General features: G+C 58.8%; 12 protein-coding genes. 6 read left to right on the top strand and 6 right to left on the bottom strand.

Annotated elements, in window-relative coordinates; genetic code table 11:
* Nucleotides 1-46 precede the first annotated feature (46 nt).
* The 6 genes from VGR81_05330 to VGR81_05355 all read left to right on the top strand — a co-directional run bounded on the left by VGR81_05330 (nt 47) and on the right by VGR81_05355 (nt 6,377).
* The gene (locus tag VGR81_05330) at nt 47-754 is read left to right on the top strand and encodes a lytic transglycosylase domain-containing protein (GenBank protein HEV2288359.1); all 708 of its coding nucleotides are present in this window, start codon (nt 47-49) and stop codon (nt 752-754) included.
* A 20-nt stretch (nt 755-774) separates the two neighbouring features.
* Nucleotides 775-2,835 (top strand): N-acetylmuramoyl-L-alanine amidase, encoded by a 2,061-nt coding sequence (locus VGR81_05335; protein ID HEV2288360.1) that lies wholly within the window; start codon nt 775-777, stop codon nt 2,833-2,835.
* Nucleotides 2,836-2,865: 30 nt separating this feature from the next.
* Nucleotides 2,866-3,969, top strand: a complete 1,104-nt coding sequence (locus VGR81_05340; protein HEV2288361.1) for a DUF6599 family protein — start codon at nt 2,866-2,868, stop codon at nt 3,967-3,969.
* Nucleotides 3,970-4,445: 476 nt separating this feature from the next.
* Nucleotides 4,446-4,958: a thiamine pyrophosphate-binding protein gene (locus VGR81_05345; GenBank protein HEV2288362.1), complete on the top strand. Its 513-nt coding sequence runs from the start codon at nt 4,446-4,448 to the stop codon at nt 4,956-4,958.
* A 3-nt stretch (nt 4,959-4,961) separates the two neighbouring features.
* The gene (locus VGR81_05350; GenBank protein ID HEV2288363.1) at nt 4,962-5,540 is read left to right on the top strand and encodes a thiamine pyrophosphate-dependent enzyme; all 579 of its coding nucleotides are present in this window, start codon (nt 4,962-4,964) and stop codon (nt 5,538-5,540) included.
* A 60-nt stretch (nt 5,541-5,600) separates the two neighbouring features.
* The gene (locus tag VGR81_05355; GenBank protein HEV2288364.1) at nt 5,601-6,377 is read left to right on the top strand and encodes a cyclase family protein; all 777 of its coding nucleotides are present in this window, start codon (nt 5,601-5,603) and stop codon (nt 6,375-6,377) included.
* 5 nt (nt 6,378-6,382) lie between these two features.
* On the opposite strand, the gene VGR81_05360 is transcribed toward VGR81_05355, so the two are convergent.
* The 6 genes from VGR81_05360 to VGR81_05385 form a co-directional block, all read right to left on the bottom strand.
* Nucleotides 6,383-7,762, bottom strand: coding sequence for a dipeptidase (locus VGR81_05360; GenBank protein ID HEV2288365.1), 1,380 nt, complete (start codon nt 7,760-7,762; stop codon nt 6,383-6,385).
* Between the two features lie 19 nt (nt 7,763-7,781).
* On the bottom strand, nt 7,782-8,738 hold the full coding sequence (locus tag VGR81_05365; protein ID HEV2288366.1) for a succinylglutamate desuccinylase/aspartoacylase family protein: 957 nt from the start codon (nt 8,736-8,738) through the stop codon (nt 7,782-7,784).
* Nucleotides 8,739-8,747: 9 nt separating this feature from the next.
* Entirely contained in the window at nt 8,748-9,515 is a 768-nt protein-coding gene (locus tag VGR81_05370) for an SDR family NAD(P)-dependent oxidoreductase (GenBank protein ID HEV2288367.1), read from the bottom strand.
* A 50-nt stretch (nt 9,516-9,565) separates the two neighbouring features.
* Nucleotides 9,566-10,603: a 2-dehydropantoate 2-reductase gene (locus VGR81_05375; GenBank protein ID HEV2288368.1), complete on the bottom strand. Its 1,038-nt coding sequence runs from the start codon at nt 10,601-10,603 to the stop codon at nt 9,566-9,568.
* Entirely contained in the window at nt 10,594-11,295 is a 702-nt protein-coding gene (locus VGR81_05380) for a creatininase family protein (protein HEV2288369.1), read from the bottom strand. Before VGR81_05380 ends, VGR81_05375 begins: the two co-directional genes overlap by 10 nt.
* Nucleotides 11,296-11,394: 99 nt before the next feature.
* The gene (locus VGR81_05385; protein ID HEV2288370.1) at nt 11,395-12,663 is read right to left on the bottom strand and encodes an MFS transporter; all 1,269 of its coding nucleotides are present in this window, start codon (nt 12,661-12,663) and stop codon (nt 11,395-11,397) included.
* Nucleotides 12,664-12,773: the final 110 nt, after the last annotated feature.

A 12,773-nucleotide genomic window follows, 5' to 3' on the forward strand; every position in this document is an offset into this window, starting at 1 on the left:
CCCCTCTTACCCGGCTCGCGGATGTGTCGTTTGTGAGGAAGTGGGAATGTTCTGCCTTTCCCCAGGAAGTGTCGGGACGCGAGGAGTTCTCCAAACCATCCGTCAGAGGATGGCGATGGGGATTCTTGCCGCGGCCGTTGTGCTTTCACTGGCATCTCCGGCGGAGGCTCAAATTGCATCTTATGTGGATAGCCACGGGAGATTGATCTACATCAACGCCAATACGCCAAATCGCGTGAAACATCCGGCAGCCAGCGACAATGCGATGCCGGTGACGCCGCCTCCGAAGCTCGAAAAAGCGGTGGATGCCGCAGCGGAGCGGAACCATCTGGATCCGGCGCTGGTTCAAGCGGTGATACAGACCGAATCGGGCTGGAATCCGTACGCGGTCTCTCCGAAGGGCGCGTTTGGCTTGATGCAGCTCATCCCGTCGACGGCAGAACGTTACGGTGTAGGCAACGTGTTTGATCCCGTCCAGAACATCAATGGCGGGACGCACTATTTGCGGGATTTGCTTGACCGTTTTCACGGCGATTTGAAAAAATCGCTCGCGGCTTACAATGCAGGCGAGCAAGCCGTGGAACGATTCGGCGGCGTCCCCGCATATAGCGAAACCCGCGCCTACGTCCGCAAAGTGACCAAGACCTACTTCCAGTCCGGCTCCGGACATTCGCCGACAGGCGAATTCCAGCACCATTTGAGTATCCGTGAAGCGACGGATCGCAGCGGCCGGACCGTTTTCACAAACGAATGACGCGCGTGCAGCGAAATCCTTTGACCAAATCGCGCAGGTGGATTTTTTCGGTGGCGCTCGTGTGCGCCGCATCGCTGGCGCTGCTCTCCCCTGCCGCGCGCGGGCAATCGCTGAATCAGCAGGCCGAAGAACAATTTCAAGAAGCGCAGCAATTGCAGCAATCGCTGGACGCCGAGCCGCAAAATAATCGCACGCTCGCAGATTATAAAAAAACTGTCGCCGCGTACCGCAAAGTTTATCTGCTCTCTTCTTCCGCTGGAGCCGTCACGCCCGCGCTGATGTCCGTGGCGCAGCTTTATCACGAAATGGGCGATCAGTTTGACCATGTTTATTACCAATCGGCTGTGGTCACTTACAAATTCCTGGTCGCGCAATACCCGGGCAGCAAATTCCGCGCGGAAGCGCTGCTGCAAATTGGCAAAGAAGAAAAAGACGATCTTCATCAGCCGCAGGAAGCCACAGACGCGTTCTCGCAATATTTGAAACAGTTCCCGCATTCGCCGCAGGCCGCGAACGTGCGCGAACAACTGAGAGAAATTGCCGAGGAACCTGCAGACGCACCGATCGCCGACGCCAGCGTCAAAAACGCGAACCATTTGCCGCAGCAACCGGCAACCGATAGCGACCCGTCGCTGCAAAGCGAGAAGGTTTCTCAGGGTGATGCAGTGCAAACCGATGCGGATAATTCCACGGCAACTCCCGGCGGCAATTCCAGCGTGACGCAAATTCGAAGCTGGAATGCAGACGACTACACGCGCGTGGTCGTCGATTTGAACGGGCCCGTGAAGTACGATTCGGCGCGAATCAAGAATCCCGACCGGATTTATTTTGATTTGTACAAAGCGCACCTTGGCCACGATCTCAGCGACAAAGAACTGGCGGTGCAGAGTGGTTTTTTGAAATCGGTTCGCGTGGCGCAGAACAAGGCTGGCGTAGTACGCCTTGTGCTGGACGTGGACAGCATACAGGGCTATTCGGCGTTCCTACTGCCGAATCCGTATCGTTTGGTGATTGACGTTCATGGCAAGCCCACGGATGTGGCCGCTGTGAATACTGCGCCGGCGTCGGCAATTGGCGCGGGAAGGCTCGCGGGAGATCGCGAGGCGGCAGCAGCAGCGCCACTCACGCCGCCGGAAAAAATTCAGGCTTTACCGGGCGCGGCCGCCTCAACAGGAGCACCTGCACAGCCTTCGGCGTCTGCCTCTGCTGCATCGCAACCTGATAACACGACAGGCGCGAGCGAACACAATCTTGCTGCGGTTCCGCTCCTGGCAGCGAAACCCACGCATAGTGGCCAGCGTTCGCTGACACGCGCACTGGGCTTGAAAATCAACCGCATCGTGATTGATCCGGGCCATGGCGGGCACGACACGGGAACGATCGGGCCGGACGGCTTGATGGAAAAGAATGTTTGCCTCGACGTCGCGCTGCGGCTGGGAAAATTGATTCAGAAAAAACTCCCCGGTGCGCAGGTCGTATATACGCGAAAGACGGACGTTTTCATTCCGCTCGAAGAGCGGACGGCGATTGCCAATCAGGCGCGCGCCGATTTGTTCATTTCCATTCACGCGAATTCCAGCCACGACGAAGCCGCGCGCGGCGTGGAAACTTACTATCTGAGTTTTACGACCTCCCCGGAGGCGCTGGAGACAGCGTCGCGCGAAAATGCGCTGTCTGATGCGTCGGTCCATCAACTGCAGGATTTGATTCAGCAGATCGCACGCAATGACAAGATCGAGGAGTCTCACGAACTGGCCACGGATATTCAAGGCTCGCTCACGACGCAGCTCCGGCAAATCAGCATGGCGGAACGAAATCGCGGCGTGAAGAAAGCTCCTTTTGTGGTGCTGATCGGCGCGGATATGCCGTCGGTGCTCGCGGAAATTTCTTTCCTCAGCAATCGCACGGACGAGCACATGCTGGAGCGGTCCACGCAGCGTGAACGCATTGCGATGGGCATCTTTCGAGGAATTGAAGGCTATCTTTCCAGCCTGAACAGCCTGAATTACGACCGGCAAAGGCAGCGGCTCGTGAGCGACACGCAGCCTGCTCCGTCCTCCAGCGTGCGAGACCAGAAGTAACTTTCTGACGTATAGCGTATAATGTGCCTAATGATTACGCGCCAATTTGTCCTCGCTTTTGTTCTGCTCACGGCATCGCTTGGAGCGCCCGCTGCTTTTGCACAAAAGTTTTTGCCGACATCGGTTTCGAATTGGACGTCGGCAAGTCCGCCAATGGAAGCGACGGCGGCGAACCTGAATCCGATTGCTGGACCGGCAACGGCGGCGCTGCTGGAATACGGCATTCAGTCGGCGGAGAGGCAGACCTACACGCAAGGCAAAGCGTCATTCACGGCAACGGTGTATGCGTTTGAGGACGCGGAAGAGGCATATGGCGCGTATTCATTTCTGCGGACGCCCGATATGGCGCCGGCGGATCTCACGAACCACGCTTCGATGTCGGATAGCCACGCGCTGGCTCTGACCGGGAATCTGGTGGTGGAATTCACGGGCAAAAATTTGCGGCCTCTTCACGGTGAAATGGAGATGCTGGTCGTGGCAGCCAGCGGACACGCGACGTGGGGAGTTTATCCTCCGCTGCCGGACCGGCTGCCAAAAGAGGCCATGATTCCGCGAACCGATCGCTTCATTCTTGGGCCCGCGGCGCTCGATCAATTTCTGCCTCTTTCGAGCGGCGACTGGCTCGGATTTTCCGTGGGAACAGAAGTGGCATTGGCGCGATACAAGATCAGAGGGCGTGAGGCGACGCTTGTCGTAGCCGACTTTCCGACGCCTCAACTCGCCGAAAGGCAATTGGCGAAGCTCAGCAGCGAATTCAATGTGAACGGATCGAAGCCGGGCAAGTCGCCAATCTACGAGACGAGCGACGGAACGTTTGTGTCATTCGTGGTCAGCGCGCCATCGGAGGAATCCGCGGACCGACTGCTGTCGCAAGTGCATCCGGGAATGATTATCACGTGGAACGTACCCGTTCCGAATCCCAATGAGCCATCGATGCCGGCGATTGTCGTCGGGACGATTATTGGCACGGGCGAGATTTGCGGGATTTCGCTGCTGGGAGGACTTGTCTTCGCCGGAGTCCGGCTGCTGACGAAGCGCACTTGGCCCGGAAAGGTATTCGACCGCACGCAGGCGCGCGAAGTGATTCAACTGTCTCTAACAGGCAAACCTATCAATACAAAAGACTTGTATTGACGCAGAAGCTTCTTTGGCCTGTGGCAATCTTCTCTATCTCATTGAAAAGAAAATAGTTATAAAAACTTCGTTTTTGTTCGTTCCCGCTTGACTCAATTTCACAGGTTTCATAAACTCCACTCTGTAGAAGGGTTTCGGGCCATCCGCGCATTGGCCCCGGAGCTTTTCTCCCCACGAAGGCCCGCCGCAAGGCGGGCCTTCTGCTTTTCTGAAAAGTCTTCGCTCTGCTGCTATGAAAAATCATTTCACTTGGGAATTTTTGACCCATCAGCAACACAGAGTTTGTTCGAGTCAGCGAGCACGCCAACTTTGCGGGCTTCCGCAAGCGTCAGGTAGCTAAAAAACTGCGTCGCGAAAAAAGCGCACTGCGCCCCTGAACGAACCGCCTCGTCAATCACTTCAAATTCGCGCAGGTTGTGAGTATGATGCCGCGGCAGTGTTTAGAACCATTGTGATATGGAGCATGCGCTAGCGGGATGCCGGTATCCGTTGCAAATTCGAAAGTGGTTTATAGCGCGCTGAAGGATTGCGGCGTACGGATTGTGTCGGCGCTGCCAGAGACATGGCTTGTGCACTTGATTCGCATGGCCGATGACGATCCGGAAATGACGCTGATTCGCCTGGCGAAGGAAGAAGAAGGCGTGGGCATTTCCGCCGGCGCACATTTTGCGGGCGTGAAGTCGGCGATGCTGATGCAGAATCACGGATTTCTGGCGGCGATCAATGGGATCGTTTCGTTCGCGCATCTCTACAAAATTCCGTTGCTGATGCTGATCAGCTACCGCGGCACGCACGGGGAACGCGATCCGTGGCAAACGCAGGGCGGAAATGTCACGGAGCCGGTCTTGCGTGCACTGGGAATCCCCTATTCGTTCCTCGATTCTCCAGAGTCGGCGGCGCGGCGCATCCGGCAAGCGCAGACTCTGGCGGAAAGCAGTTTGCAGCCGGCGGCGCTGCTGCTGATGCGCGATTTGATGTGGGAGGAATAGGCGATGCTGCGGCTGGATTGCTTGCGCGCAATTTACCCGGAACTAGAGAAATGCCTGGTCGTTTCGATCATGGGAGCGGTGGCGGCGGAACTGCAGTCGCTGGGGCACCGCGAGAATTTTTTCTATCTGCAACATGCGATGGGACTGGCGTCGTCCACGGGTCTGGGGCTAGCGCTGGCTGCGCCAAGTCAAAAAGTCATCGTCCTCGACGGCGATGGATCGCTGCTGATGAACCTGGGAACGCTGAGTACCCTCGCGCGCTACGCGCCGAAGAACTTGCTGCACATTATTTTCGACAACGAAAGCCTGCTTTCCGTGGGCGGATTTCCGACGGCCACTTCGACGGGCGCAGACCTCGAAGGCATTGCGCGCGCCTCAGGAATTCACCGCGCGCAAACGGCGCGAAGCTGCGACGAGTTTGCCGCGGCGGTACGCCAGGCGCTGGCTGCCAATGAGCTTGCGACGATTATCGCGAAAGTTGAAGCGACAGGCCCGGCGAAATACGTCACAGATCTGGCGCTGCTCGAAAATCGATTTCAGTTTGCGCGGTATGCGCGCTCCGCGGCCCGGAGGTCAACGTGAGTTGAGCGCTGGCATCCGAATACGATTCCATAAATCTCGCAAACAGTTCTGGGGAACCCTATGTCTGACATCCTGCTGGAATTCCTGAAAGCCTTGCACGAAGGGAAATTGCACGTGGTGGATTTGACCGCGCCGCTCAGCCCGGAAGCTCCCGTGCTGCGGCTGCCTGCGCCATGGACAAATACGCCGAAGTTCAAGATCTGGGAACTCTCGCGCTACGATGAGCGCGGGCCGGCGTGGTATTGGAATGCCTTCGAAACCGGCGAGCATACGGGGACGCATTTCGACGCGCCGGTTCACTGGATCAGCGGAAAGGATTTGCCGAACAACACGGTGGATCGCATCCCCGTGAAACAATTTGTCGGGCCAGCTTGCGTGATTGACGTAACGCGAGAAGTGCAGAGCAATTCGGATCATCTGCTGACAGTTGACGGCGTCGAAAAATGGGAAGCCGGGCATGGGCGGATTCCCGCAGGAGCTTGGGTGCTGCTGCGAACGGGCTGGTCGAAGCACACGGACGCGGAGCAGTACATTTACGAAAAAGAAGACGGGCCGCATACGCCCGGATGGGCCGCGGAATGCTCGCAATTCCTCGCGCGCGAGCGGGACATTTTGGGCGTTGGTGTGGAAACCGTGGGAACGGACGCGGGGCAAGCGGCGAAGTTTCAGCCTCCCTTTCCGAACCACTATTTCATGCACGGCAGCGGAAAATTCGGGCTGGCCGGGCTATGCAATCTGGATCAACTTCCGGCGACGGGAGCGATGGTGATCGCGGCGCCGCTTAAGATCACGGGCGGCTCGGGCAGCCCTGTGCGCGCGATTGCGATCACTCCGTAACGGCTTTATTTTTTCAGCGAGATTCGCGACAGCCGCTGCCACAGCAGAGGCCACGCCTGAAGTCCAACGCGGAAACGCTCGGGGCGATAGAACTCATTCGGCGCGTGAATATTTTCATCCGCAACACTGAACGAAAAGAAAATCGTGTCGGCGCCGAGCACTTCCCGAAATGTATTGACGATCGGAACCGTGCCGCCCATGCCCACGAATTCGGGCGAGAGACCGAAAACATCGCGGAGCGTTTCGGCCGCGGCGCGCACCGCTGGGTTTTCGGGCGAAATGCGATAAGCGCCAGCGCCTTCGTGACCTTCTTCAATTGTAAGAGTCACGCCCGTGGGACAACGGCGCTCAAGATGCCGGCGCAGCTTGGCAATCACGTCTGCCGGGCGTTGATTCGGGACTAAGCGGCAGGTGAGTTTGATGTGAGCTTCGCTCGGGAGGACGGTCTTGCTTCCCGGGCCCTGATAGCCGCCGTGGAAACCGTTGACTTCGATTGTCGGGCGATACCATTGGCGCGCAAGCGTGCCGTAACCCGCCTCGCCAAACGCTGAAGGGGCGCCAATCTCCGCGAGATACTTTTTCTCGTCGAATGCCAGGCGGGCAAGCCCCTGCGACAATGCCGGCTCGATCTCTGCCACGTCATCGTAAAAACCTTCGACGGCAACGCGACCGTTATCGTGCAGAGAGGCGACAAGTTCCGCAGCCGCGTGCAAAGGATTGGCGATTCCGCCGCCGTGGCGGCCAGAGTGCAAGTCGTGCGCTGGTCCCCGCACAGTGAAAGAAAGCGAAGCCAGGCCGCGCGAACTCACGTTGATGCTGGGAACTTCCGGACGCCACATGCCGCCATCCGCCGAGAGCACAATGTCGCAGGCGAGTGCGCCGCGGCGCGCACGGACTAAATCCGGCAGATCAACGCTGCCGATTTCTTCTTCGCTCTCGAAAAGAAAACGCAGATTCACAGGAGGTTCCACGCCTGACGAGAAGAATGCTTCCGCCGCAAGAATGGGCAGAAGCATGGAGGCTTTGTCGTCGCTGACGCCGCGGCCATAGAGGCGGCCATTGCGTTCCGTGAGCACAAACGGCGGCGAATCCCACAGGTTAAGCGGATCGGCGGGCTGCACGTCCATGTGGCCATAGATAAGAACAGTCGGAGCGTCCGGAGCGCCATTCCAATGCCCGAAAACCGCGGGATGCCGCGGCGTCTCCCAGATTTCAACTTCGATCGGACCGGATTTGCGAAGCCGCTTCGCAACCCACTCTGCCGCGCGGCGCACGTCGGCAAGATGCGCGGGATCCGTGCTCACCGACGGAATCGCAACAAAGTCGGCGAGTTCGCGCAGATATTGGCTTTCATTTTCGGCCAGCGTCTTCAGGACGGCATCCATATTTCGATTTATGCCCGGTTCATGCGCCGACGGCCAGGAGAGGATCGGTCTGATTGATGGCCAGAGACGTGACGATGAAAAGAACGACGCCATCGGCTGGACTGATCGCCGTCTGCAGGACGCGGCCTTCGTAATCTTTGACGCAGCCGAGAGTTTGACCCGCTTTCACTTTTTCATTCACGGCAACAGCCGGATACCAGAAGGCTGTGTGGTCGCTGCGCAACCAGAGAAATTTGTCGAGGAGCGTGAAGGGCGCAGGCTCGGGTTCGCCTCCGGGAATCATGCCTAGATGACGCATCAGGCGGTTGAGCCCACGCGTGTGATCGGCAACGTGCTCCGGCGTCCAAATTCCCTGCCCTCCGGATTCCGCCAAGATGGAGGGGATGCCGGCACGCGAAGCGGCGCAAAACGTCGAGCCGGGCGTCTCGCTGCAAACGAGAAAATGAATGCCGAAAACTTTGGCAATTTCGAGCGACACCTGATCGACACGCTCGTTGCCGGAGCGAAAGAAAATCGTGAAGGGCACGAGCGCTTCGATAAGGTCGCCGCCGTGCAAATCTGCGTAATATGTGGCCTGCGAAATTACATTGCGAAAAACCCAGTCAGCGATTTGTTCGGAAGCAGTGCCGTGCGCGTTGCCGGGAAAAACGCGATTGAGATTGCGGCCGTCGAGCGGGCAGATATAGATGGAGCGCGCGGTGAACGCGGGCATGCTCATCACCGGCACAACGATTACGCGGCCGTGTAAATCGTGCGGCAAAAGAGAACGACCCAATTCGAGCGCGGCAGCGATGCTGGCGTATTCGGCGGCGTGAACTCCGGCGGTGACAACAAGAGACGGCCCGTCGTGGGCTCCGTTGATGAGCCACATGGGGAGGCGATAGGGCTGGCCCTCCACGGGAAATTCGTTCACGCCGTAAACTTTTTCTCCGCGCGCGGCAGAGAGCGCGCCAACTCTCAGCACTGGATCGGGCATAAATGCTCCTTATTTTCCTCCGTCAATCGCCAGCGTCTGGCCCGTGATCCATCCAGCGTGCTCGCTGGCGAAGAAAAGAACGCCATTGACGATGTCCTGCGGCGAGCCGAGGCGCTTCAAGGCAATGTTTTCGATTAGGCGGCGCTGCTCCTCTTCGCCATAGGATCGCCATTGTTTTTCCGTCGTCGGGTTGGAGCGAACAAAGCCGGGAGCGATATTGTTCACAGTGATGCCCCAGGGTCCAAGCTCATGCGCAAGCTGGCGCGTCAGGCCGATTTGTCCTGCTTTGGCAGAAGCATACGCTTGAATGCCGGTGAGGCTGATGCCAAGCCCAGCGCCGCTGGAAATATTGACGATGCGACCGTAGCGAGCCTCTTTCATCGCCAGTGCAACGGCCTGACTGCAGTAAAAAGCGCCGTCGAGATTCACGGCGAAGATGGCGCGCCAGTCCGCTTCGGAAATTTCTTCGAGCGGACGGCCAACTTGTCCCAAGACACCGCCTGCGTCATTCACGAGAATATCAATGCGGCGGGCAGTTTCGAGAGTCTCCGCGACCATCGCTTGCACCGCGGCGCGATCGCTCACGTCGAGCGCGCGAATTTCCAGCGGAGTTCCCTGCTCTTTCGCCAGCTTGGCGGTTTCGTCGAGCTCGGCTTTCATAATGTCGCAGGCGACGACCTGAGCGCCGAGGCTCGCCAGATTCAAGGCGATGGCGCGGCCGAAGCCGTGCGCGGCTCCGGTGACGATTGCGGCTCGATGATCAAAACGAAATTGCATGGCGCGTACTAGCGTTGCAAATGGCAGCCATCCCGCGCAGGAAGAATATGCTAACCGGCCAGCAGAACCAAGTTTTCCAGCTCCTGCGGGCGCTTACCACTCTCGATTTCACGCATAAGCGAAACGAGGCGTTCGATATGCGGAATGGCGATGCTGGACTTCCGCGCCAGCTTCAGAATCGGGGCGAACTGTGCGTCGCACTCGGTTTTGCGATGGTGAATGGCGATGTCACGCCAGATGCCGCTGTGCGTCTTTGCCGAGCGGCGATTGAACGCGACCATGGCGTCGAACGACGAATCAATCGCCGCCGCGGAGCCGTTCGGCGCAAATGCAGCCGGATCGTAGCCATTGAAGCCCATTGGCGTGACGCGTTCAGCGGCAGCCACGGCCATCACTTCGCGCGCCAGAGCTGTGAGCACGGGGCGAGCGCTGCGCGAAGCGAGGACTTCGACGATGCTCGCAGGAGTAAGCGCGCTGGCGAAAAGTAGCGCGCCGTAGCCCATCTTGCCCCAAAGGTAGCCCCAGATATTGTCTGTGGTGATCGCCGCAGGCTCGAAAAATTGAAGTGCGCGATGGACGCGAGCGAGCCGCTCTGTGATTTTGCCATCCAGTTCGCCGACGACCACAGCGCCGCGGCCGCCAAAATGCACGACGCCGGGATCGAGAACGTCAGCGCCGAAATTGATGAAAGCGCCCATGGTGCGTTCGCGGCCAACCGCTTCGGCGATGGCCAGTTCGTTGAAGCCATTCTGTAGCGATACAACAACGCCATTGGGGGCGAGGTGCGCCAGGAGCTGGTGCGCGGCTGACTCCGTGTGCAGTGCTTTCACGCAAAGAAAAGTTGTGTCCCAAGCGCCGGAAAGTTCAGCGGGCGTATATGCGGGAAGCATCTGCGTGAAGTTTTCGATCGGGCCAGTGATGGAGAGCCCGCGCCCGCGAATGGCGCGGACGTGGGCCTCATTCGTATCGACTGCCGTGATGTCAAGACCGGCGCGGCGGAGATACGCGCCGACGGTGCCGCCAATCGCTCCAGCGCCCCAGATCAGAATGCGATCGCCCGCGCCGGGTTCGCCGGCGGCTACGGCCACGGACCTTCCAGGGCCTCACGCGTCTCTTCGACGCCAGCACGCCACATCTCCAACATTTGTTCGTCGGGCTTCTGGTAGACGCCACCGAAATTGCCGTCGCCCAAATACGCGCGCACTCCTGCGGCATCCATCATGCGCATGCGCGCGATGTCGATCAACGGCTTCTGATCGCCTGGCAATTTCACGCCGGCGAGCCGCGTCCACGGAAAATTTTCCATCCACGAAGCGTGCGAGCCGACGGAATCTATGGAGTTCACGACAGCCCACGTTCTCGGCGCGTTCCACCAGTTGTGCCACTTCACCGTGACGCCGCGATGCTCGTTCATCCATTCCTGCAAAATCGAGCCACCGGGAATGTTGCCGCCATGTCCGTTCACGAACATGATGCGCGTGAAGCCGGAGCCGGCGAGGCTCTCGAGAATATCAGCGACGATTCGTTGATAGGTGTCGAGCCGCAGGCTGACGCTTCCCGGATAATTGCGAAAGTAAGGCGTGATGCCGTAGTTGAGAACGGGAAAGACGGGAACGCCAAGCGGCTCCGCGGCTTCGCAAGCGACGCGTTCGGCCAAAATGGCGTCGACGGCGAGGCTCAGATATCCGTGCTGCTCGATGCTGCCCGCGGGCACGACGGCGCGCCCATCCTGCTTTATTTTTTGTTCGACTTGCATCCAATTCATTTCAGAAATTTTCATGTGCGCCGCCACGAAACTCTAAGCTACGCGGAATGCTCGCGTCAAGGTTCGCGCCTGCCGCGAATGGTTCACGCATTTGTTGGCGCGACGCAACGAAAACTACAGACGCGTCGTTATCGTTTCCAATCCGTGCGTCGCTGGGCCGGTCTCCACGCGCCACAAAGCGAAGGCGATGAACACGGCCAAGACGGCTATCGCAGTGAACATCCACAAACCGGCGTGATATCCGGCTGCGTTCACTGCGCTCGCCAGCCAATGATCGTTGGCCCAGCCAATGAGCAGATTGATGACGACGAGGCCGAGCTGCTGCACGGAATCCAGCATGCCATTGGCCAAGCCGAGGCGAGATTTATCGACAACGTAGACCAGTGCGGGCCACATCACCGCAGGCACCAGAGCAAACGCCACGCCCATCATGGCCAGCGGGATCGCGGGCGCGATTCTCGTATAGCCGAGCATGGGAAACACAGGAACAATGAGCAGCGAGCCGAACATCATCAGCAAAGAGCGATGGGCGTAGCGGTCGACGAGCAGGCCGAAAATCGGCATCCCGATCAGCGAAAAAAACGGCTCCATGCCGATCAACAACGATGCGGTCTGCGGCGAAAGGTGCCGCGCTTCGATCAGGAATTTCTGACCGAACGTCTCGAAGGGGAAAATGCAGCCGTAAAACGTGATGCAGAGCGCGGCAATCAGCCAGAAGGACTTGTCAAAGCGGAAGACTTCGCCGAATGAAATTTCCGTGCCGCGTGCGGCATGTCCGAGCGTGAATTTCCGCTCGCCGCGCGCGTCGAGAATCCAATACACGGCGGCACCGAGCAGACAAAGTCCTCCGAAGGCAACTCCAAGCAGCAGCGGCCAGCGCCAATACCTATACGCATCCGGCGCCCAGGCGGGAGAAACCTGCGCAGTCAGCGATCCCAGCCGCGCCGCCGAGCCGCGAAGACCGAACGCAAGGCTCAGGCCATCGTGCCAAAACCAGCGCGCCACGCCGACGTTGGCCGTAAGCGCGAGCGCTTCGCCGCCCGAACCAACCAGCAGCCGGCCCACAATCATGACGCCCAGCCGCGGGCTGAGCGCCGTGATGATCAGGCCGATGAAGATGAGCGCGCCGAAAATCGAAAGCGATTTTCGCGTTCCCAGACGATCAATGATGACGCCGCAAACCAGCATGGCGAGGATGTTGGGTAAGCTGTAAACGGCCTGCAGCGAGCCGATGTCTTTATTCGAAAAATGCAGTTGGCGGCTGAGCAGAGGCGCGAGCGGCCCAATGTAATCGAACGCGTAATAGCCGCCGTAGCAGGCAATACCGATGACGACGAGGATGATCCAGCGCGACGCAAGCGACGGCGCCGGCTTTTCGTTCACGCCTGTTTCCTTATGCGAAGTGGCAGCAAATCGAAAGTTCCGCACATATGCCGCGCTCCAGATGACCTCGACAGCGGCCGAGCAGCTCGCTTACTTCATTTGCCGCAAAC

The organism is Candidatus Acidiferrales bacterium, assembly GCA_035934015.1.
Taxonomy (GTDB): Bacteria; Acidobacteriota; Terriglobia; order Acidiferrales; family UBA7541; genus DAHUXN01.

Excerpts from the sequence above, each read along its gene's own strand:
- VGR81_05330 (HEV2288359.1), top strand. The coding sequence starts at position 47 with ATGTTCTGCCTTTCCCCAGGAAGTGTCGGGACGCGAGGAGTTCTCCAA.
- VGR81_05340 (HEV2288361.1), top strand. The coding sequence starts at position 2,866 with ATGATTACGCGCCAATTTGTCCTCGCTTTTGTTCTGCTCACGGCATCG.
- VGR81_05345 (HEV2288362.1), top strand. The coding sequence starts at position 4,446 with ATGCCGGTATCCGTTGCAAATTCGAAAGTGGTTTATAGCGCGCTGAAG.
- VGR81_05350 (HEV2288363.1), top strand. The coding sequence starts at position 4,962 with ATGCTGCGGCTGGATTGCTTGCGCGCAATTTACCCGGAACTAGAGAAA.
- VGR81_05355 (HEV2288364.1), top strand. The coding sequence starts at position 5,601 with ATGTCTGACATCCTGCTGGAATTCCTGAAAGCCTTGCACGAAGGGAAA.
- VGR81_05360 (HEV2288365.1), bottom strand. The coding sequence starts at position 7,762 with ATGGATGCCGTCCTGAAGACGCTGGCCGAAAATGAAAGCCAATATCTG.
- VGR81_05365 (HEV2288366.1), bottom strand. The coding sequence starts at position 8,738 with ATGCCCGATCCAGTGCTGAGAGTTGGCGCGCTCTCTGCCGCGCGCGGA.
- VGR81_05370 (HEV2288367.1), bottom strand. The coding sequence starts at position 9,515 with ATGCAATTTCGTTTTGATCATCGAGCCGCAATCGTCACCGGAGCCGCG.
- VGR81_05380 (HEV2288369.1), bottom strand. The coding sequence starts at position 11,295 with ATGAAAATTTCTGAAATGAATTGGATGCAAGTCGAACAAAAAATAAAG.